We start from the raw sequence: 20,127 nt of genomic DNA on the forward strand, positions 1-20,127 counted from the left end.
ATGATCTCCAGGTCGGGATCGACCTCCTTGTCCGTCTCGATCAGGTCGCCTTCGGACTTGAGCCACTCCAGCGCATTGCGCAGATCGTGGATCTGCTCGGCCGCGGCCCCGAGTTTCTTTGCTGGTTTCGCCATTTCCCACTCCTCTTGTGTGATGTACGGTTGAACGGATCCGCTCTCGTCCGCGGCTCGCCCTTGTGGTGGCGCCACCGGTGGGTCATGTGGACTCGCCGGCGACGGTAAATTCTTCCTCAACTCTGCAAAGGATAAAGGAATTCGTCCGACCGTCGGACGGGGCGTTGCGCTCGCGAGCGGAGTCCCATCAAGTTAGCCAAAGGGACAGACCGTGTCAACCTTTGGTTCCCGCTTTTCCGGCCTTCACCCGAGCTCCGGCCGAAACCGCCTTTTCCAGATCAGGCTGCCGAGGATGCAAACGTAGACCAGCGCGGCGCACAGGAGCGCCAGGAGCCACGCGAAGCGGTACGAGCCCGTGACGTCGTAGGCGAAGCCGCCGAACCATGTCCCGGTGGCGAAACCGAGGCCGAAGGTGATTTCCAGCATGCCTACGATGGTGGCGATGTTCCGGCCCCAGAAGATATCGGCGATGGTGGCGGAGTAGATGGGATGGCTGGCGCTGTGTCCCAGGCCGTAGAGGAATACGAAGGCCGCGAACCACCACCGGGGCGCCGCCGGCCCCAGCAGCATGAACAGGCCGATGCCGCTCAGCATCATGATGGTGGAGATGCCGAAGGCGCGTTCGCGGCCGAGCCGGTCCGAGACGAACCCCCAGATGGCCGTACCGGGTACCCGCGCCATGCCCACCAGGCTCAGGACCGAGGCCGCGCCGAGCTTGCCCATGCCGGTGTGCACCAGGTGGGCGACGGCGTGAGTGTACATTAGCGAAGTGCCGGTGCCGACGCCCAGGTGCCCCAGGAAAATGGCCCAGAAGGGAAAAGAGGACAGGACGTCCCGGAACGTCCACTCGCGGTGGGGGAAGGCCCGCTTGGGGACGGTCTGGGCGGCGGGGCCGTGCGCCTCCGGTTCTTCCACTCGGTCGCCGTCCGGGAGCTGCCCGATATCCTCGGGCCGGCGCCGCTGAAACAGCGCGTTGAGCGGCACCAGCGAGCCCAGCACGGCCGCTCCGAACAGCAGCATGGCGGTGCGCCAGCCGTAGCCGGAGATGAGGAGCTGGACCAAGGGTACGACGACGATGCCGAGTCCCAGCCCCATGGCGGCGAAGCCGATGGCGGTGGCCCGGCGCCTGCGGAACCAGTGGGAGATCACCGCGGTGGTGCCGACGAAATCGATGCAGCCGAGGCCGAAACCCGCCAGCAGGCCGTAACCGAGATAGAACTGCCACAGGGAGGAGCTGCCGCTCGACAGCACCAGCCCGAGGCCCACGAGCCCGCACCCCAGCGGCATGAGGATGCGCGGCCCGAGACGGTCGTAGAGCCATCCCGCCACCGGCGCCATGGCGCTGTAGGTGATACCGTTCACGGAGGCGATGGTGGCGGTGGTGGCGCGCGGCCAGCGGAACGTCTCCAGCAGGGCGACGTTGAACACGCTGAACGCGGCCATGAACGTGCCCACGAGCATCACGTTCAGGAAGCACAGGGTGACGATGACGTAGCCGTAAAAGAACGGGCGCCGCATGGACATCACTCGATGGCGCGTGTCTCCGAGCGGCGCGCGTCAGCGCGTCTCGGGGTGAACCCGCCGCTGCCACGTCATGCTGGCCCGGATGCTTACGTAGGTCATGGCGAAGGACGCCATCCCCACGATCCAGGCGGTCTGGTAGGAACCGGCGACGTCGTAGGCGTATCCCCCGAACCAGGGCCCGAACGCCACCCCGATGCCGAAGGTGATCTCCAGCCACCCGAGGATCTTGCCCACGTCCTTGCCGCTGAAGATGTCCGTGATGGTGGAGCCGAAAGTGGGGTTGCCCCCGCTGTGGCCGACCCCGTAGAGGACGGCGAAGGCCACGAACCACCATGCCGGCGCCTCGGCGCTGAGGGCCATGAGCACGCCGAGGCCGGCCAGGGTGACGAGGGTGGCGACACCATAGGCTTGGTCCCGGCCCAGGCGGTCCGAGGCCAGCCCCCAGACGGCCGTGCCGGGAATGCGCGCCAACCCCACCATGCTGAACGCGGACGCCGCCGCCAGGTCGTCCAACCCCACGTGCACCAGGTGCGCCACCGCGTGTGTGTACATGAGGGACAGGCCGATGCCCAGGGCCAGGTGGCCCACCGCGATGGCCCAGAAAGGGAAGGATGCGAAGGCCTCCCGGAGGGTCCAGTCATGCCGCGGAGCGGGCCCCTCCCGGCGGGCCTCACCGGGCCTCGGGGCGTCATCCGCGGCGCCCGTCAGCTCGCCGTCCGGAAGCTGTCCGATGTCTTCCGGCCGGCCTCTCTGGAAAACGGCGTTCAACGGCACCAGCGTGACGAGAACGGTGGCGCCCAGCAGCACCATGGCCGCGCGCCACCCGAAGCGCTCGATGAGCACCTGCACTCCCGGCACGAGCAGGATGCCCGCGCCCAGCCCCATGGTGGCGAAGCCCATGGCCGTGGCCCGTCGCCGCCGGAACCACTGGGACAGCAGCGCGGTGTTGCTCACGAAACCGATGCAGCCGACGCCCAGTCCCACGAACACGCCGTAGAAGAGGCACAAATGCCACCAGGACGTACTGGCGCCGGAGAGCAAGAGCCCGACCCCGATGGCAGCGCACCCCAGGGGCATGAGAATGCGCGGCCCCAGGCGGTCGTAGGCCCAGCCCACGAGCGGGGAGGCGAAGCTGTAGACCAGGCCGTTGACCGAGGCGATGCTCGCGGTGGCGGCGCGCGACCACTGGAAGGTGTCCAGAAAAGCGATGTTGAAGACGCTGAACGACGCGAGGATGCCGCGCATCAGCACCATGTTGAAGAAGCAGATGGCGACGATGACGTAGCCGTAGAAGAAGGGGCGGCGCGCCATGAATGGGCTCACAGGCGCGGCAGGGCTTCCTCGGCGAAGTGCTGCATCTGCTCCAGCCGGTCGGGCCAGCGCGGCACCATGAACTGCAGCGCCAGGTGCTCCACGCCGGCATCGCGGTAGCGCGCGATGGCTTCCACGAGCTGCGCCGGGGTGCCGGCGAGGCGGTCCGGTTCCTGCGGCACGGCTGCGCGCGTGACCTCGACGGGGAGGCAGCAGTTGAGCCGCAGGCTCTCCGGCGCGCGGCCGGCGGCCTCGGCGTGGCGCCGGGCGTTGTCGAAGCGCGCGGCCAGTTCGTCCGGGCGGATGCGCACGAAGTAGGGGAACCACGCGTCGCCATGGCGGCCGGCGCGTCGCTGGGCGTGCTCGCCCTCGCCGCCGACCCATATGGGGATGCCTCCGGGACGGCACGGCTTGGGCAGGAAGGCGATGTCCTCGAACTCGTAGAACCGGCCGGAGAAGCTCGCGTGCTCGGCGTTCCAGAGTTCCTTGAGCACCTGGAGCTGCTCGTCTGTGCGGCGTCCGCGGTCCCGGAACGGAGCCTGGAGCGCGCGAAACTCCTCTTCCATCCAGCCGACGCCCACGCCCAGGATGAAGCGTCCGTTGGACAGGTGGTCCAGGGTCACGGCGATCTTGGACCACACCAGGGGTTGGCGGTAGGGCAGCACCAGCACGCTGATGCCCAGCTCCACGCGGCTGGTGCACGCGGCCAGGAAAGTCAGGCAGGTGAGGGAGTCGAGGAACGGCCGGTCCGGCGGCACGATGAACGTCCCGCCCCGGGCGTAGGGGTAGTGCGTGTCGATGCGCCAGGGAATGATGATGCGGTCCGCCGCCCAGATGGAGTCGAAACCCCACGCTTCCGCGCTCTGGGCTGCCTGACGCAGGGTCTCGGGAGTGGCGGCGCGGCCCGAGATGGGAAGAAAGACGCCGGTCTTCGTGGTGCGGCTCCGTTTCCAGGAAGTGGTCTGCGACGGCTGGTGAACTCGCAGGTTTCTTAGTAGCCGGACGGTGCGGGGCTGTCAAATTCGTTCGCGGTCGGTCCGTTTGACGCGGGCCGGGCAAAGGGGCTATGGCTACGTTGCGCGCGGGTTGCGGAGACACCGTTCCGAGCCCCGCGGGACCGGCGAGGGAGAGCATCGGGAGATCGACCGTGGAGTTCCGCCGCATCGGCATTCTCAACATCGGCGAAATGGGTTACCACTGGGCGCGTCTCCTGGCGGCGCGCGGCGCGGAGCCGTTGACCTGCGTCGCGGGACGGAGCGAGGCCACCCGGCAGCGCTGCGACGAGGCCCCGGTCCGGCAGGTGGATAACATGGAGCGGCTCGTCGAGGAGGCCGACCTGGTCGTCTCCATCGTGGTGCCGTCCGCCGCGTTGGAAGTGGCGCGGTCGGTGGCGCACGCGGCCGCCGCGGTGAAACGCCGAGGGCTGCCGTTCCTCGAAGCCAACGCCATTTCGCCCATGACCGCCGAGGCCGCCCGCGCCGCGCTGGAAGGCGCTGGCGGCGTGTACGTGGACGGCTGCATCATCGGCAGCGCGCGGCGGCTGGAAAAGGCCGCGGTCTACGTCTCCGGCCCGCAGGCGGAGCGCCTGGCGCCGCTGCGGGAACTGGGGCTGCCGATCCGCGTGCTGGGAGATGGCGCGACCCAGGCGTCGGCCTTCAAGGTCGTCTACGCCGGGTTCACCAAGGGGCTCGCGGGCCTCTTTACCGAGCTTTTGACCGGCGCGCACAAGATGGGCCTGCTCGAACAGATTCTCGAGCGCTACGAGGAGAGCTTCCCGGGCCTGCCCGGCAAGGCGAGCGGCTCCATCACGTCGCTGCGGCTCCACGCGGCGCGGCGCAGCGAGGAGATGGCGGAACTGGCGGACACCTTCAGGCATGCGGGTCTGGAGCCGGTGGTGACCCCGGCCATCGAGCGGCTCTTGAAGGCGGTCGCGGCGGCGGAGTCAGGGCACGGGCCGAAACACCGCGACGAGTTGGGGTCGTTGCCGGAGACCGTGGAGGGGTTCGTGGAACACGGGCTGTTGGCGGCGCACGGCCAAGACGGCGGCGAAGGGAAGGACAGGTAAACACCAACCAGGAAACACGGCGCAAGCCGCGCCGAGGGAGAACATCGACATGGCACAGGCCAGCAGGACGGAGAAGAAACAGGCCGAGTACGGGTCCGACGTGGTCGTCGATATGCTCAAGGCCTTCGACATCGAGTACACGGCTTTCAACCCCGGGGCGAGCTTCCGCGGCATCCACGACTCCATCGTCAACTATGGCGGCAACCACCACCCGGAGGTGATCTTCTGCTGTCACGAAGAGATTTCGGTGGCCATCTCCCACGGCTACGCCAAGGCCACGGGCAAGCCCATGGTGGCGATCCTGCATGACGTGGTGGGACTCCAGCACGGCAGCATGGGGATCTTCAACGCCTGGTGCGACCGGGTGCCCGTGATCTGCCTGGGCGGCACCGGCCCGGTGGACACCACCATCCGGCGCCCGTGGATTGACTGGATCCACACCGCCCTCACCCAGGGCAACCAAGTGCGCGACTACACCAAGTGGGACGACCAGCCGGCCACGCTGGAGAGCATTCCCGAGTCCTTCATCCGCGGCTACCGCCTGGCGGTCACCGAGCCCACCGCGCCGGTGTACATCAACTACGACGCGGGCCTCCAGGAAATGGCCATGTCCAAGCAGATCGAGATCCCGGACGTGAGCCGGTTCGCGCCCCAGGCCCCGATGCAGGGGAACCCCGACGCCATGCGCCGGGCGGCGGAACTCCTGGTGGGCGCCAAGGCGCCGCTCATCATCGCCGACTTCATGGGACGGAAGCCCGCGGCGGTGGCGGCCCTGGCCGAGCTGGCGGAGCTGCTGGCGATTCCAGTCATCGACAAGGGCAACCGCCACAACATCGCCAACACGCATCCGCTGGACGTGACCAACGTCTCCGGCGACTTCTTGAAGAAGGCCGACGTGGTGCTGGCCCTGGACGTGCAGGACCTCTACGGCTCGCTCACCACGGTGGACCGCACCACCCGCGAGATGGGCTACGTGATCCAGCCCGGCACGCAGATCATTCACATCAACCTGAACGACATGCTGGTGCACAGTTGGGCCACCGACGTCCAGCCGCTGCAGGCGGTGGACGTGCCCATCAGCGCCGATACCGCCATCGCGCTGCCCGAGCTGACGCGCCTGTGCCGCGAACGGATGGACGGAAACAAGGCGGCGGTCGAGGCCCGCGCCAAGGAGGTCCAGGCGGTGCACGACTCGGCGCGTGCCCGCTGGCAGGAGGAAGCGCGCCAGACCCTGACCCGGAACGAGATCACCACCGCGTGCCTCGGTTACGAGTTGGGCGAGGCCATAAAGCGCGAGGACTGGGTGCTGGCCAACGGCAGCGCCAACGGGTGGGCGCGGAAGCTGTGGGACTGGACCAAGCCGGGCCAGTACCTGGGGCGGAGCGGCGGCGCCGGCGTGGGCTACGGCATGAGCGCGGCCATCGGCGTCGCCCTGGGCCACATGAAGACGGACAAGTTCTGCGTGGACATCCAGTCCGACGGCGACCTGCTGATGACGTCGAGCGCGTTGTGGACGGCGGCGCACCACAAGATCCCGCTGCTCATCGTCATCCACAACAACCAGTCCTTCTACAACTCGGAAGAGCACGGCATCAAGCTGGCGGAGTTCCGCAACCGCCCGGTGGAGAACGCCGGCATCGGCACCCACGTGAGCGATCCGCTCGTGGACTACTCCAAGATGGCCGAGTGCTTCGGCGTGTGGGGCGAAGGCCCCATCCGCACGCCCGCCGAGCTGGGTCCCGCGCTGGAGCGGGCCTGCAAGGTGGTGAAGGAGCAGCGGCTCCCGGCCGTGGTGGACGTCGTATCCGAGCCGCGCTGACCGGGTTCGCCTCGGGACGCGCCGGCCCGCGGGAGCGCGGGCCGGCGGTGTCCCCGCGCGGCGGAGAAGGGCCGCCGCGGTTTTGCGCCGGAGGGAGAAATGGACGAGAGCGCGCAGTACCAGGCTTTCGCCGAGGCGGTGTCCGCGCCCGATATGGATTTGGCCCGCGTGGCCCTCACCATCGCCCTGCCCGAGTATCCGGATCTCGACATCCAGGAATACCTGAGCCGCCTGGACGGGCTCGCCGAGAGGGTGAGCAAGGCGGCCGGCACGGAGGACAGCGCATACCGGCGTCTCGCGTGCGTCGACTACGTGCTGTTCAAGCAGGAACGCTTCGAGGGCAACGAGGACGACTACTACGACCCCGAGAACAGCTTCCTGAACCGGGTCATGGCGCGCAGGCGCGGCATCCCCATCACCCTGTCGGTGCTCTACATGGAAGTCGCCCGGCGTATCGGACTCGACGTCGAGGGGGTGGGTTTTCCCGGGCACTTCCTGGTGAAGGCCCAATGCGACGGCGAGGAGATCCTCGTGGATCCCTTCCACGGCGGCGACATCCTGTCGCCCGCCGACCTCCAGGGTCTGCTCGACAAGCTCTACGGCGGCCGGCTGCAGGTGCAGGCGGAATACCTTTCCGCCGTATCCGCCCGCCACATCGTCCAGCGCATGCTCAACAACATCAAGCTGATCTATGCCAATCGCCAGGACCTGAAGCGGTGCCTCCGGGCGGTGGAGCAACTGGTGATCCTCAACCCGGACGACGCCGAGCAGGTGCGCGAACGGGGCCTGCTGCGCCTGCGCCTGCGGGACGGCGCGGGCGCGCTGACCGACCTGGAGCGGTTTCTGGAGCTGGCGCCGGACTCCGGCAGCGCCGCCACGGTGCGCGAGCAGATCGAACGGATCCGCAAGCACTGAAGGCGGCGGGTCCAAGCACCTGAGTGTCCGATTCCAGAAATGGCCGGAAGCCGGCTCCGCGCGAGCTGTCGCCGCTCTTCCACACCCACATCATCGTCGACTGGTCGGCGCGATCCAAGCCGAGTCCCGCGAAGCGCACCAAGGACGCAATCTGGTGGGCTGTCGCCCGCATCGACGGCGGCAGCGTATCGGTCCATCGACCTGGGTACGCGCGTACCCGCCACACCGTCCTGCGGCGCCTCGCACGCCTGATCGCCGGGGAGCTCGACTCCGGCCGGCGCGTGATGGTAGGATTCGACTTCCCCTTTGGCTATCCGGAAGGCGTCGCCGCGCATCTGACCGGCAAGGCGTGTGCCTTGACCCTTTGGGATTGGCTGGCGGCCCGCGTCAAGGACCAGCCCGACAACACGAACAAACGTTACGACGTCGCGGCCGAGATCAACGCGGCCTATCCGGGTTGCGGTCCGTGCTGGGGCCGGCCCGGCAAATGGCCCTACCCGACCATCCCGGTGAAGGAGTCGGAGCGTACCGAACGAGGACGCCACCCGCCGGAGCGCCGCATCGCCGATCGCTGCGCCAAGGGTTCGAAGACCGTTTGGCAACTGGCCTATGCCGGTTCCGTCGGCTCCCAGGTCTTGCTCGGTCTGCCCGCCCTGAAGCACCTGATGGAGGCCCGGTCCATCGCCGGCCGCGCGGCGGTCTGGCCGTTTCAAACGGGTCTCCGGACACCGGAGGCGCCGGCGGTGATCGCCGAAGTGTATCCCTCCCTGCTCAGGACGCAGATCGGCGAGCGCAGGCGCGAACGTGAAATTCTCGATTGTGCGCAAGTGCGGGTAAACGCGGAGGCGTTCGCGCGGCTGGATGCGGACGGAGGGTTGGCGCCGCTGTTCGACGGCGCCTCATGGCTGACCCCGGTTCAACGTGGCGTCATCGAGACGGAGGAGGCGTGGATACTCGGCGTGGGCCACGAAGAGGCGCTCAAGGGCGCGCTGCCTACTGGAAGGCCCTGACGTAGGCCCGCTGGAGCCGTTCCACGCGGCTGGTGTACATCAGCCCGATGCGCGCGAAGGCTTCCAGGGCCGCGCCGTCTCCCTGGTCCATGGGGAAGTGGACCACCTTGGGGAAGCGGCGGATCTCCTTCTGGGACTCCTCGTTCAGGTGCTCCACCACCTGCTGCAGTTCCTCGCGCCCCTTGAGCACCTTGTTGAGGATCGGCAGCACGAGCACGTCGGCCTTGTCCTGGATGCGTGACAGGGCGGCGCTCGCCACCGGCACGACGTCGATGTCGAGGTCCGAAAGGAAGTTGCTGAGGCGCTGGCCCACTTGGTCCTTGAGGAAAGCCTCGGGCACGGCCACGGCGTGGCGCAGCCGCCGCCGCATCCAGCGCCGTGCCCCTGGGTACAACTCGCGCCGCAGCTTGCGGAGGTAGTCCTTGCTCAGCTCGCCCCAGGTGTGCTCCGCGGTGACGCTCTCGGCGAAGGGCGTCGCCGCCACCGCCTCGGGATCGCCATGGGTCTTGTTCACGTAGTCGTGGAAGTGCTTTTCCGAGATCATGTAGCTGACGGCGTAGTCGAGCTTTTCGAAGTTGGGGTGCGGCCACATGATCTGGCGCAGCGTCCTCAGGAAGAAGCGCCGCCGCGCGCTGTCGGTGGTGAAAACGTAGTGCCGGATCGTCTTGGCCAGGATGCCCAGGACCTCTCGATCCACCTTGTTGCCGCGGCCGTGGCGCGTGTATTCGGGGCGGAAGTGCTCGATGCCCTTGACCAGCCGCGCACCGTAGTTCTCGTATTTGTAGAGGCTCCGGATCAGCCAGTTGTAGCCCTGCTGCACCTCCTCGATGCTCATCAGCTTGGGAACGAAGTTCAGGTCCGCCGAGCCGTGGCCCATCATCTGCGCGGAGTCGTAGGGGATCAGCCGACCTTCCTTCTCCATGCGCTCGTAGAGGGGCGTCTTCTCGATGGCCGTGAGCACCCCGCTGGTGGTGAAGGCGATGCCGGCCTCCTGCAGGAAGTCGAACTGCTCCCGGAAGATGTCCTTGTCGTCGTTGTCGAAGCCCACGATCATGCCCGCCAGGATCGCCATGTTGTGGGACTGGATCTTGCGGATGCTCTCCATCAGCGGCGAGGTGGTGTTCTGCCGTTTCTGGGTCTCGTTGAGGCTCGCCACCCGCGGCGACTCGATGCCCAGGAACATGCTGGTGAAGTTGGCGTCGTGCAGCAACTGCAGCAGCCTGGGCTTCTCCGCGACGTTGATGGTCATCTCCCCGGAGAAGTTGATGGGGTAGCCCTTGGCGCGGCCGAACTCCGCCACGGCCTCGAGCAGCCCCTCGGCGTAGCGCATGTTGCCGATCAGGTTGGCGTCGGAGAAGCTGATGTGCTTTCCGCCCACGGCCTCGACGGCCTCGATCTCCCGGATCACGTGGTCCACGCTCTTGGTGCGCGGCACGCGCCCGTCGGTGATGATGATGTCGCAGAACTCGCACTTGAAGGGACAGCCCCGGGTGGTCTGCAGGAAGTAGTAGAGGTAGTCGTCGCGGGACGCCAGATCCACCCGCGGCACCGGCGAGAGCGTGATGTCGACGTTGCCCTCCTGCTTGTAGACGGACTTGTAGTCGCCGGCGCGGAGATCGTCGCAGAACTGCGGCCAGGTAATCTCCACCTCGCCGTCGAAGACCACGTCGAAGAGCCCGTCGGTGAAGCGCTCCGGGCACAGCGAGGGGTAGGGGCCGCCCACCACCACCGTCTTTCCCTGCTTGCGGAACGCCTGGGCGATGTGCCGGGCGCGATTGTACTGGATGTTCCAGCACGCGATGGCCACCACGTCCGCGTCGGTGTCGAAATGCAGCGGCCGGACGTTTTCGTCCTGAAGCTCCACGTCGAAGTCGGGCGGCGTCAACGCGGCCACGGTGAGCAGGCCCAACGGGGTCTGCGCACAGCGCTGCGGCAGGATGTCGGTAATGCCTGTCAGGCGCCACAGTGAGTTCGGGAAGCGCGGATTGACGAACAGGATCTTCATGGCGTGCATTCCTACTGCGGTCGGTGACTCCGCGGTTTCCTTTTTGTTACGGAGCCGGTTTAGTGGTAACCTGCGTGAGAGAGGCCGGGAAAATACAATAGAACGTATTTCCGCCACGTTATCAGCCGTCCAACGGGAATGTCAAGGTGGATTTCGCGGTTTTCCGGGGCAATCCCAGGTTCTCCCCCGATGTCCATGATTCAGCTTCACAGCGTCTCGAAGGTGTACCCCCCGGACAACGCCGGAGTGAAGGACATCACGTTCCAGGTGGAGGCAGGCGAGTTCCTGTTCCTGTGCGGTCCCAGCGGCGCCGGAAAGACCACGCTGCTGCGGTTGCTGTTCCGTTCCGAGCAGGCCACCGAGGGCCAGATCATCGTCAACGGACGCAACATCACCCGCCTGAAGGGGCCCGGACTGGCGGCCTACCGGAGAAAGCTGGGACTCGTTTTCCAGGACTTCAAGCTCATCCCGCACATGACCGCGCTGGAGAACGTCTCGCTGGCGGCGGACGTCGTCGGCGTTCCCTGGCGCCAGAGCCGGCGCCGGGCCTTCCGCCTGCTCTCCGAGCTCGGGCTCAAGGACAAGTACGGCGTGCTGCCGCCCGCTCTGTCGGGCGGTGAACAGCAGCGGGTGGCCATCGCCCGGGCGCTGGTGAACGGTCCCGAGCTCGTGCTGGCGGACGAGCCCACGGGGAACCTGGACCCCGAGAGGGCTGCGGAGAGCCTGCGGCTCTTCGCGCGCATCAACGAGGAAGGCACCACCGTGCTCATCGCCACCCATGACCCGCGTCTGTTGCGGAGTTCCGACGGCCGTGTCCTGCTGATGCACCAGGGACGGCTGCTGCGGCGCGCGGACCTGGAAGCGGCGGCCTCCGCGCCATGAAGCTCGCCCACGTCGCATTCGTGACCGGACGCGTGGTCCGGAGCCTGAGGGAGCTTTTCTGGACCCATCTGCTGACAGCCGGCGTCATGGCCATGACCCTGCTGGTGTTCGGCGGGTTCCTGCTGATCCAGGAGAACGTCGGCCAGCTTGTGCGAGGGTGGGGCGAGGATATCCACGTGTTCGCCTACCTGGACGAAAACGTGGACGCGGCCGCGGCGGCGGACCTGCGGGTCCGGCTGGAGAGCTTCCCGGAGGTGGGCGCCGCGCGCTACGTTTCCCGGGAGCGTGCATGGGAGGATTTCAAGAGCGCGCTGGGCTCGCAGTCGGGAATCCTGGAGGGACTCGACCCGGCGATGCTGCCGGCGTCCATGGAGCTGGAGCTGCGCGCCGGCTCCCGGTCGCGTGACGCCGTGGCGGGGCTGGTGGAACGGCTGGGGGCCCTGGAGGGAGTCCGGGAGGTGGAGTATCCCGAGACCTGGATGGAACGGCTGCGGCTCCTGCTGGCGGGCATGGAGTGGCTCAAGTGGGTGCTCGGCGGGGTCCTGTTCCTGGTGGCCTTTCTGATCGTCGGCAGCACCATCAAGCTGGCCATCGTGGCGCGGCAGGACGAGATCGAGATCATGCAACTGGTGGGAGCCGGCACGGGCCTGATCAAGGCGCCGTTCGTCATCGAGGGGATGATCCAGGGGCTGTTGGGCGCGGCCCTCGCCCTCGGGCTCCTGCGGGCGGCGTTCTCGCTCCTCGGCGCGGAATTGCTGGCCCCGTTCGGGTCGCTCGCGGCCGGTATCCAGTTCACGTTCCTCAACTCCTGGCAATGCGTGGAGCTGCTTTTCCTGGGGTGGCTTCTCGGGACCGCCGGCAGCGCGCTGTCGGTGAAGCGTTTCCTGGCCTGACGGCGGCGTCCCCAAGGCGAATGTTCCGGTCGCGTCCCACGAAGGTTTTCCCCATCGCCTGCCGTGCCGTGGCGGCGACCGGCCTGTGCCTCTGCCTGGGTTTCCCCGCGCCCGCCCGGACGCAGGACGAGGGAGAGCTGGCGGAGTTGCAGGAGCGCATCGCCGCGGGGCGCGCCGCCCTGGACAAGGTCCGGCGCGGGGAAGCGTCGGTGCTGGAGGTGCTCGACGATCTCGAAACGGCCCTGGAACGCCGCACGCGCCGGCTCAAGACCTTGAACGCGAGCCTCGAGCGGCGCGAGGGCGAGGTGGAAGAGGCGGTGCGGGCGGCGAACGAAGCCGCCGCGGCACTGGAGCAGGGACGCCGGGCGCTGGTGAAGCGGGTGCGGGCACTCTACAAGTGGCAACGCGGGGGAACGCCCTTCGTGCTGCTCAACGGCGAATTGTCGGTGCCGGAACTGATGCGTCGCAAGCGGTTGCTGGAGACCGTGCTGGGCCGGGACCAGGCGCTGATCGGGCGGCTGGCGGACAACCTCCGGCGGAGCCGGGACCTGCGGAGCACGGTGGAGGCCCGGCGCCGGGCGCTCGCGCGCGAGCGGGACGAGGTGGCGGCGCTGGGCGATGAGCTGAGGAAGGAGCGGGCGCGCAGGCAGGGCACGTTGCGGGCATTGCGGCGGGAGCGCACGCTCCGCGGACGCGCCTTGCAGGAGCTGCGGGAGGCGGCGCGGCGCCTGGAGGGCATCATCCGTGGTTCGGAGGAGGAGGGCCGCGCATCCGTGGCGAGCCCGGCGGCCACTGTCGCGGACGGTCTGGTGCTGCCCGTGGACGGCACCATCGTCAGCGGCTTCGGCATCCACAAGCATCCCGACCTGGACGTGGACGTGCACCGTCCCGGCATCGACATCGCCGCGCCGGCGGGAGCCGAGATCCGCGCGGTGGAGCGTGGTCGGGTGCTGTTCGCGGATCGCTTGCCGGGCTACGGAAAGATGCTTATTCTCGACCACGGAAAGCGCTATTACACGGTGTACGGCCACCTGTCCCAGTTGGCCAAGTCCGTCGGTGATCGCGTCGCGCGGGGCGAGGGCATCGCGCGGGTCGGCGGCGACCCTTCGTCCGGCCGGTCTCGGCTCTACTTCGAGATGCGCCGAAACGGCAAGCCGGTGGACCCGCTCCCCTGGTTCCGCCGGGCGCGGGCGGTGGCCAGAGGGAAAAAATAGACGGAGTCGTCGGGAGGAGACGATACGATGAAGCTGCGGAATGGAAAGCGCCGCGTGTCCGGCTGGTTCTGGGTGTTGGGCTGGGTCCTGTTCGCGGCCGGGCTGGTCGTGCCGCGTGTCTCGGCCGTGGACTCCGGCGCCTATGAGAGCCTGGAGAACTTCGCGAACATCCTCGCCATCGTGCAGAGGAACTACGTGAAGGAGGTGGAGACGGACAAGCTGGTCGACGGCGCCATCAAGGGCATGCTGGAATCCCTGGACCCTCACAGCAGCTACCTGACCGAGGATTCCTACCGCGCGCTTCAGACCGAGACCGAAGGACGCTTCGGCGGTCTGGGCGTGGAGATCACCGTGCGCAACGGACTCCTGACCGTGGTGTCGCCCATCGAGGACACGCCCGCGGCGCGCGCGGGCCTGCAGCCGGGCGATCAGATCGTCGGCATCGACGACGAGACCACCGAGGACATGACTCTGACCGAGGCCGTCAAGCGGCTGCGCGGACCCAAGGATTCCAGTGTTACCCTGCTGGTGCGGCGGAAGGGCGAGGACAAGCTGCTCACGTTCACCCTCGTGCGCGCCGTGATCGAGATCAGCAGCGTGCGCGCGCGCGTGCTCGAGCCGGGTTTTCTCTACATGCGCATCGCGCAGTTCCAGGACCGCACCAGCAACAACCTGATCGACGCCATGGCCAGGCACCAGCCCGGGGACGGCTCCTACAAGGGCGTGGTGCTCGACCTGCGCAACAACCCCGGTGGACTGCTCAGCCAGGCGGTGGGAGTCTCGGACCTGTTTCTCGACTCCGGCCTGATCGTCTACACGGAAGGGCGCGGGAGCCAGAACAAGCAGAGGTTCTCCGCCACCCGTGACGGGTCCCGGACCGACTTCCCCATGGTGGTGCTGGTGAACGGCGGCAGCGCCAGCGCGTCCGAGATCGTCGCCGGGGCGCTGCAGGACCACAAGCGCGCGCTGGTCCTGGGGACTCAAACCTTCGGCAAGGGGTCGGTGCAGACCATCCTGCCGCTGGACGGCCGCTCGGCCCTGCGCCTGACCACGGCACAGTACTTCACGCCCAAGGGCCGGTCGATACACGAGGTCGGCATCAAGCCGGACATCGTGATGGATCCCAAGGCAAGGCCGGCCGTCGCCGAGGCTCCTTCCGCGGACAAGGCGGCGGAGCCGGAGGCCGGCGGGCCGGCAGCGGCGCCGGCGGAGAGAGCCGCGGTACCCGACGACCTGGTCCAGCGGCTCAGGAACGACCCGGAGATCGGACGCGCGCTGGAGCTCCTCAAGGGTTGGGAAATGTTCCGCGGCCTCGCCGGCTCGGCCAAGGAAAAGACCTGAGCGGCGTGCGCCGATGTCGCGTCCCTTCCACCACCCTTCCGTGGGACAGCCGGCCGCGGTCCTCACGGTCAGCGAGCTGAACGACATCATCCGGGACCGGCTGGAGACCGGTCTCGATGCCTTGTGGGTGGCCGGGGAACTGTCCAACGTACGCTTCGCGCCCTCGGGACACGTCTACTTCACGCTCAAGGACTCCGAATCGCAGATCGCGGCGGTGCTGTTCCGCCGCAACGCCGAGAGGCTGCGGTTCCGTCTGGAAGACGGCATGGAGGTGGTCTGCTCCGGCCGGGTCGGCCTGTACACGGTGCGCGGCGCGCTCCAGTTCTACGCCGTGGAGGTGGAAGCGCGCGGCAAGGGCGCGTTGACCGTCGCCTTCGAGCAGTTGAAGAAACGCCTCTGGCAGGAAGGCCTGTTCGAGAGCGAGCGGAAGAAGCCGCTGCCGTTCCTGCCGCGTACCGTCGGCATCGTCACCTCGCTTCAGGGGGCGGCGGTGCGCGACATGCTGAGCATCATCGGCGAACGGTTTCCGGAGCGCCGGGTGATCATCCGGCCGGTGAAGGTGCAGGGCCAGGGCGCCGCCCTGGAAATCGCCCAGGGGGTCCGGGAACTGGATGAGACCGGCGTGGTGGACGTCATGATCGTGGGCCGCGGCGGCGGTTCGCTGGAGGATCTCTGGGCGTTCAACGAGGAGGCGGTGGCGCGGGCCATCGCCGCCGCGCGCACGCCGGTCGTGTCCGCGGTGGGCCACGAGATCGACGTGACCATCGCGGACTTCGTGGCCGACCAGCGCGCGGCCACGCCCACGGCCGCGGCCGAGATGATCCTTCCCCGCCGGCGCGAGTTGGAGGAGCGCGTGGCGCTGTGGGCGCGCCGGCTGCGGCGCGGCGCCGAGAGCCGCATGGAGCGGCGGCGCGAGAATCTGCGTTACTGGGCGCGCCGGCTGGCGGATCCCGGCCGGGGGCTGCGGCAGGGACAGATGCGCCTGGACGAGCTGTCGTTGCGGCTCTGGCGGCGCCAGGAGGACGCGGTGCTGCGCGTGCGGGAACGGCTGGGCCATCTCGCCGGGCGGCTGGGCGGCGTCGATCCGCTGGCGGTGCTGCGGCGCGGCTACAGCATCGTCTACGACGTCCCGGGCGGGCGCATCGTCAAGGACGCCGCCGCCCTCAGCAAGGGCCAGCAGGTGCGGGTGGACTTCGCCGCGGGGCGGGCCGTCTGCCGGGTGGAAGAGGTGGAGGAGTAGGACGAACGGAGTTTCCGTAAGGGGGATGGGAATGTCTCAGGACGAGAGCGCGCGGGAGGCGCGGGACGAACGCAGCTTCGAGGAGTGCCTGCAGGCCCTCGAGAAGGTCGTGGAGCGCATCGAGAGCGGCGAGTTGAACCTCGAGGAGTCGCTCGCCACCTTCGAGGAGGGCGTGCGCCTGGTGCGGTCGTGCAACCACAAGCTCGGCGAGGTCGAGCGGCGCATCGAGGTGCTGACCAAGGATTCCGAAGGGCGCTCGCGTCTGCGCGAGTTGGTCGAGGAGGAAGATTGACGGCGGCCAAGGAACGGCTCGACCGCCTGCTGGTGGAGTCGTCGCTGGCGCGCAGCCGCGAGGAGGCGCAGCGCTACATTCTCGCGGGGACGGTGCTGGTGGACGACGCGCCGGTGACCAAGGCCGGTACCTTGGTGCGGCGCGACGCGCATCTCCGGGTGAAGGCGCCGGCGCGCTACGCGAGCCGCGGCGGCGAGAAGCTGGAAGCCGCGCTGGTGCGCTTCGGCGTGAACCCGGCGCGCCGGGTGGCGCTGGACGTGGGGGCGTCCACCGGCGGATTCACCGACTGCCTGCTGACCCACGGCGCGGCGCGCGTGCACGCGGTGGACGTGGGTTACGGACAGCTCGACTGGCGCCTGCGCCAGGATTCGCGCGTGACCGTGCTGGAACGCACCAACATCCGCCGTCTCGAGCCGGACGCCCTGGCGGAGGCGCCGGACCTGGCGGTGGTGGACGTCTCCTTCATCTCGCTGCGCCTCGTGCTCCCGCGGGTGTGCCGCCTCCTCAAGCCGCCGTTCGAGATCGTGGCGCTCATCAAGCCGCAGTTCGAGGTCGGCAAGGGCCGTGTCGGCAAGGGCGGGGTGGTGCGTTCGGAGGAAGAGCACCGGCGCGTCATCGACGAGATCGAGGCGGCGGTGGACGCCCTCGGCCTGGAGCGCCGTCCGGTGGTTCCGTCGCCGCTGCTGGGCCCCAAGGGCAACCGGGAATTCTTCATCCACGCGCTCGCGCCGGCGGATTGGACGGCGTTTTCAAAAGCGTCATCCGGGCTTGACTTGGGTGGCTGATTGGCTATAGTTCGACAGACCCAAGGAGTGGAACCAGCCTATGACAGGTGTTCGAATCAAGGAAAACGAGTCCATCGAAAGCGCTATCCGGCGTTTCAAGAAGCAATGTGAGAAGGCCGGAATTCTGGCGGAGTTGCGCAAGCGGGAACACTACGAGAAGCCGAGCGTCAAGCGTAAGAGGAAGGCCATCGCAGCCAAAAAGCGTGCCATGAAGCGCGCCCGAAGCCACCAGTGGTACTAGGGCTCACGTAACTGCGACTGGGAGTTCCGGGCGTGGCAATGGCACGGGCCGGGTGAGTTCGACCGAGCCGGCTCCGCGGGATCCATGGTGGATCCCTTGCGGAGAGCGGGCTCCGGCGGCGCCCAACAGGCCATTGTGAATATCGTAGACGCAGTGTTGGCAGCGGTCCTGTGCGTGTTTGCCGTGAGGGGATACGCCAGGGGACTGTTCCGGGAGGTATTCGCCTTGCTGGGTCTTTCGGTCGGCCTCATCGTCGCCGTAAGGTACTACGACCAAGCCTCCTCCTGGGCCGACCTCTGGCCCTACTCTCCGCTCATCCTGAACGTCCTCGCCTTCATCGTTCTCTTCTTTCTGGCCTATATCGGGCTCAACTGGGTGGGGCACCTGCTCCACCGGTCCGCCGACCGCTTCTTTCTCAGCGGCTTCAACCGTTTGGGGGGCCTCCTGGTGGGCGGCGCCAAGGGGGCGGTGTTTCTGGGAATCGTCCTCTTCATCGCCATCGAGCAGGCGTGGGTGCCGCAGAAGCTGGAGCAGCCGTTGGGAACGGCCGCGCTGGTGGGACCCCTTTACGGCTTCGGCGCCGGCGTGACCTCCATGGGCGAATCCTTCAAGTGGCCCGGGGCCTGGAACCCGGGTTCCGCGTCGATGGATACACGGGACGGGGCATGATCTCCGATCAGACCACTCAAGAGGTTCGCGCAAGGGCCCCCATCGTGGAGGTGGTCTCCGACTACGTCACCCTCAAGAAGGCCGGCCAGAACTACTCGGGGCTGTGTCCCTTCCATTCGGAGAAGACGCCTTCCTTCACGGTCAACGAGGAGAAGGGCGTCTTCTACTGTTTCGGTTGCCGCGAAGGCGGCGACGTCTTCAAGTTCGTCATGCTCTACGATGGGCTCACCTTTCCCGAGTCCGTGGAGCGGCTGGCGGAACGCTACGGCATTCCCATCGAGCAGTCGGGGTCGGGGAGCGGCCGGCGCGGCGACCTTTTCCGCCTGAACGAGCAGGCGGCGGAGTGGTTCCACCGGCTGCTGCTGGAGCCCGCCCAAGGGACCCAGGCGCGCCACTACCTCCAGAAGCGTGGCGTCGACGAATCCCTGTGGCCGCGTTTCAACCTCGGCTTCGCGCCGCGGGGCGACGGCCTCGCGTCCCACTTGCGGCGCCTGGACGTGGCGCCGGCCGACGCGGCCGCGGCGGGCCTCCTGGTGGAGCGGGAGCGGGGCCGGTTCCGCGACCGGTTCTTCGACCGGGTGATCTTTCCCATCACCGAGCCGGGCGGCAAGATCGTGGGCTTCGGCGGGCGGGTCATCGGCGAAGGCGCTCCCAAGTACCTCAATTCCCCCGAGACGCCGCTGTTTCACAAGAGCGCTCAGGTCTACGGCCTGAAGCAGGCCCGGGACGGCATCCGCGCCCAGGACCGGGTCCTGGTGGTGGAGGGCTATCTCGACGTGCTCTCGCTGGCGCAGTACGGCGTCACCCACGCGGTGGCCACCCTGGGCACGGCCCTGACCGCGGAGCACCTGCGCCTGTTGGCGCGCTACACCCGCAACGTGACCGCGCTGTTCGACGGCGACGCCGCCGGGCGCGCCGCGGCCGCGCGGAGCGTCGAGGTGTTCCAGCAGGCGGGCCTGTGGGGCCGGGCCGCCTTCCTGCCGGGGAACGAGGATCCGGACACCTTCGTCCGCGCCCACGGGAAGGACGCGCTGGAGAGCGTGCTGGAGCGCGCCGTGCCCATCGTGGACTTCTACATGGACTGGTTGCGCGAACGGCACGGTACGAGCCTCGAGGGCAGGAGCCGTTCGGCCGCCGAGGTCAGCGGGATGTTGGCCAAGTTGACCAACCCCAACGACCGCGATCTGCTGGCCGGCCGCGCGGCGGACCTCCTGGGCGTGCGCGAGGAGTCGTTGCGCCGGCATGCCGGCGGCGGCCCGGCGGCGGGCGCGCGGCCGGCCGGAAACGACCGGGGCGGCGCGGGCCGTCCGGCGCCGCGCGCGGCCGACCGGTGGACCCTCGGGGACGACCGCGCGGAGGCGGCGCTGGTGGCGCTGATGCTGCGGTTTCCGGCGGTGGTGACGGCACTGCGCCGGGAGCCCATGGACAAGCTCGTGAGCGGGAAGTGGAGCGACGTGATCCGGCGGATGTTCGCGAACGCCGGGGACGACGGGGGGCTGGAAGTGGGGGCCTTGACCGAGGGTCTGGCGCCGGAGCTGGCCTCGGAGGTGACGGGGCTCGTGTTGCAAGGACAGGAGTTCGCCGAGAGCGAGCGTGAGCGAATGACCCGGGACTGTCTCCTGTTCTTGAAAAGGCGTTATCTGAACCGGCTCGATCGGGAGTTGTGCAGAGCGATTCGCGTTGCCGAAGAGACCCGCGATGACGCTGCCAAGAAAGAGAGGATGCGGCAATGGCAGGAGGTCATGCAAAAGAAACTCCGCTTGGAACGCGCGGCGCCGGGCTTGTAG

The 20,127-nt window shown here is 68.2% G+C and carries 18 protein-coding genes; 14 read left to right on the plus strand and 4 right to left on the minus strand.

The window, feature by feature from the left end:
• Positions 1 to 377 precede the first annotated feature (377 nt).
• Genes OXU42_16430 through OXU42_16440 form a run of 3 tightly spaced genes read right to left on the minus strand, consistent with a single transcriptional unit; the run spans position 378 to position 3,955 of the window.
• Positions 378 to 1,652 (minus strand): MFS transporter, encoded by a 1,275-nt coding sequence (locus OXU42_16430; protein ID MDE0030975.1) that lies wholly within the window; start codon positions 1,650 to 1,652, stop codon positions 378 to 380.
• A gap of 39 nt (positions 1,653 to 1,691) precedes the next feature.
• Positions 1,692 to 2,969, minus strand: coding sequence for an MFS transporter (locus tag OXU42_16435; protein ID MDE0030976.1), 1,278 nt, complete (start codon positions 2,967 to 2,969; stop codon positions 1,692 to 1,694).
• An 8-nt stretch (positions 2,970 to 2,977) separates the two neighbouring features.
• Positions 2,978 to 3,955 carry an LLM class F420-dependent oxidoreductase gene (locus OXU42_16440; protein ID MDE0030977.1) on the minus strand — a complete coding sequence of 326 codons (978 nt, stop codon included), beginning with the start codon at positions 3,953 to 3,955 and terminating at the stop codon, positions 2,978 to 2,980.
• A gap of 161 nt (positions 3,956 to 4,116) precedes the next feature.
• Here OXU42_16440 and OXU42_16445 point away from each other — a divergent pair, with 161 nt between their 5' ends.
• From OXU42_16445 to OXU42_16460, 4 genes are all read left to right on the plus strand, one after another.
• Positions 4,117 to 5,034 carry a DUF1932 domain-containing protein gene (locus OXU42_16445; GenBank protein MDE0030978.1) on the plus strand — a complete coding sequence of 306 codons (918 nt, stop codon included), beginning with the start codon at positions 4,117 to 4,119 and terminating at the stop codon, positions 5,032 to 5,034.
• A gap of 49 nt (positions 5,035 to 5,083) precedes the next feature.
• A complete protein-coding gene (locus OXU42_16450; protein ID MDE0030979.1) occupies positions 5,084 to 6,853 on the plus strand; it encodes a thiamine pyrophosphate-binding protein in 1,770 nt (589 codons plus the stop codon).
• 99 nt (positions 6,854 to 6,952) lie between these two features.
• Positions 6,953 to 7,768, plus strand: coding sequence for a transglutaminase-like domain-containing protein (locus OXU42_16455; protein ID MDE0030980.1), 816 nt, complete (start codon positions 6,953 to 6,955; stop codon positions 7,766 to 7,768).
• A gap of 23 nt (positions 7,769 to 7,791) precedes the next feature.
• Positions 7,792 to 8,778, plus strand: coding sequence for a molybdopterin guanine dinucleotide synthesis (locus OXU42_16460; GenBank protein ID MDE0030981.1), 987 nt, complete (start codon positions 7,792 to 7,794; stop codon positions 8,776 to 8,778).
• On the opposite strand, the gene OXU42_16465 is transcribed toward OXU42_16460, so the two are convergent.
• Positions 8,762 to 10,783, minus strand: a complete 2,022-nt coding sequence (locus OXU42_16465; GenBank protein ID MDE0030982.1) for a DUF4070 domain-containing protein — start codon at positions 10,781 to 10,783, stop codon at positions 8,762 to 8,764. The genes OXU42_16460 and OXU42_16465 overlap by 17 nt on opposite strands.
• Positions 10,784 to 10,972: 189 nt before the next feature.
• On the opposite strand from OXU42_16465, the gene OXU42_16470 reads away from it, so the two are divergent.
• From OXU42_16470 to dnaG, 10 genes are all read left to right on the plus strand, one after another.
• Complete coding sequence (locus OXU42_16470) at positions 10,973 to 11,665, plus strand: ATP-binding cassette domain-containing protein (GenBank protein ID MDE0030983.1); 693 nt, start codon at positions 10,973 to 10,975, stop codon at positions 11,663 to 11,665.
• Positions 11,662 to 12,558: a permease-like cell division protein FtsX gene (locus OXU42_16475; protein ID MDE0030984.1), complete on the plus strand. Its 897-nt coding sequence runs from the start codon at positions 11,662 to 11,664 to the stop codon at positions 12,556 to 12,558. The genes OXU42_16470 and OXU42_16475 overlap by 4 nt, the downstream gene beginning before the upstream one ends.
• A gap of 20 nt (positions 12,559 to 12,578) precedes the next feature.
• The gene (locus OXU42_16480) at positions 12,579 to 13,772 is read left to right on the plus strand and encodes a peptidoglycan DD-metalloendopeptidase family protein (GenBank protein ID MDE0030985.1); all 1,194 of its coding nucleotides are present in this window, start codon (positions 12,579 to 12,581) and stop codon (positions 13,770 to 13,772) included.
• 27 nt (positions 13,773 to 13,799) lie between these two features.
• The gene (locus OXU42_16485) at positions 13,800 to 15,113 is read left to right on the plus strand and encodes a S41 family peptidase (GenBank protein MDE0030986.1); all 1,314 of its coding nucleotides are present in this window, start codon (positions 13,800 to 13,802) and stop codon (positions 15,111 to 15,113) included.
• A gap of 13 nt (positions 15,114 to 15,126) precedes the next feature.
• Positions 15,127 to 16,353, plus strand: a complete 1,227-nt coding sequence (xseA, locus tag OXU42_16490) for an exodeoxyribonuclease VII large subunit (protein MDE0030987.1) — start codon at positions 15,127 to 15,129, stop codon at positions 16,351 to 16,353.
• Between the two features lie 25 nt (positions 16,354 to 16,378).
• Positions 16,379 to 16,645, plus strand: coding sequence for an exodeoxyribonuclease VII small subunit (locus OXU42_16495; GenBank protein ID MDE0030988.1), 267 nt, complete (start codon positions 16,379 to 16,381; stop codon positions 16,643 to 16,645).
• A complete protein-coding gene (locus tag OXU42_16500; GenBank protein ID MDE0030989.1) occupies positions 16,642 to 17,430 on the plus strand; it encodes a TlyA family RNA methyltransferase in 789 nt (262 codons plus the stop codon). Before OXU42_16495 ends, OXU42_16500 begins: the two co-directional genes overlap by 4 nt.
• Positions 17,431 to 17,470: 40 nt before the next feature.
• Positions 17,471 to 17,671, plus strand: coding sequence for a 30S ribosomal protein S21 (gene rpsU, locus OXU42_16505; GenBank protein MDE0030990.1), 201 nt, complete (start codon positions 17,471 to 17,473; stop codon positions 17,669 to 17,671).
• A 153-nt stretch (positions 17,672 to 17,824) separates the two neighbouring features.
• Positions 17,825 to 18,340 (plus strand): CvpA family protein, encoded by a 516-nt coding sequence (locus tag OXU42_16510; protein ID MDE0030991.1) that lies wholly within the window; start codon positions 17,825 to 17,827, stop codon positions 18,338 to 18,340.
• The gene (gene dnaG / locus OXU42_16515; GenBank protein MDE0030992.1) at positions 18,337 to 20,127 is read left to right on the plus strand and encodes a DNA primase; all 1,791 of its coding nucleotides are present in this window, start codon (positions 18,337 to 18,339) and stop codon (positions 20,125 to 20,127) included. Before OXU42_16510 ends, dnaG begins: the two co-directional genes overlap by 4 nt.

Source organism: Deltaproteobacteria bacterium, assembly GCA_028818775.1.
Classification (GTDB): Bacteria; Desulfobacterota; Binatia; order UBA9968; family JAJDTQ01; genus JAJDTQ01.

Coding starts and splice junctions, on each gene's coding strand:
- OXU42_16430 (MDE0030975.1), bottom strand. CDS start 1,652: ATGCGGCGCCCGTTCTTTTACGGCTACGTCATCGTCACCCTGTGCTTC.
- OXU42_16435 (MDE0030976.1), bottom strand. CDS start 2,969: ATGGCGCGCCGCCCCTTCTTCTACGGCTACGTCATCGTCGCCATCTGC.
- OXU42_16450 (MDE0030979.1), top strand. CDS start 5,084: ATGGCACAGGCCAGCAGGACGGAGAAGAAACAGGCCGAGTACGGGTCC.
- OXU42_16455 (MDE0030980.1), top strand. CDS start 6,953: ATGGACGAGAGCGCGCAGTACCAGGCTTTCGCCGAGGCGGTGTCCGCG.
- OXU42_16465 (MDE0030982.1), bottom strand. CDS start 10,783: ATGAAGATCCTGTTCGTCAATCCGCGCTTCCCGAACTCACTGTGGCGC.
- OXU42_16470 (MDE0030983.1), top strand. CDS start 10,973: ATGTCCATGATTCAGCTTCACAGCGTCTCGAAGGTGTACCCCCCGGAC.
- OXU42_16475 (MDE0030984.1), top strand. CDS start 11,662: ATGAAGCTCGCCCACGTCGCATTCGTGACCGGACGCGTGGTCCGGAGC.
- OXU42_16480 (MDE0030985.1), top strand. CDS start 12,579: ATGTTCCGGTCGCGTCCCACGAAGGTTTTCCCCATCGCCTGCCGTGCC.
- OXU42_16485 (MDE0030986.1), top strand. CDS start 13,800: ATGAAGCTGCGGAATGGAAAGCGCCGCGTGTCCGGCTGGTTCTGGGTG.
- xseA (MDE0030987.1), top strand. CDS start 15,127: ATGTCGCGTCCCTTCCACCACCCTTCCGTGGGACAGCCGGCCGCGGTC.
- OXU42_16495 (MDE0030988.1), top strand. CDS start 16,379: ATGGGAATGTCTCAGGACGAGAGCGCGCGGGAGGCGCGGGACGAACGC.
- rpsU (MDE0030990.1), top strand. CDS start 17,471: ATGACAGGTGTTCGAATCAAGGAAAACGAGTCCATCGAAAGCGCTATC.
- dnaG (MDE0030992.1), top strand. CDS start 18,337: ATGATCTCCGATCAGACCACTCAAGAGGTTCGCGCAAGGGCCCCCATC.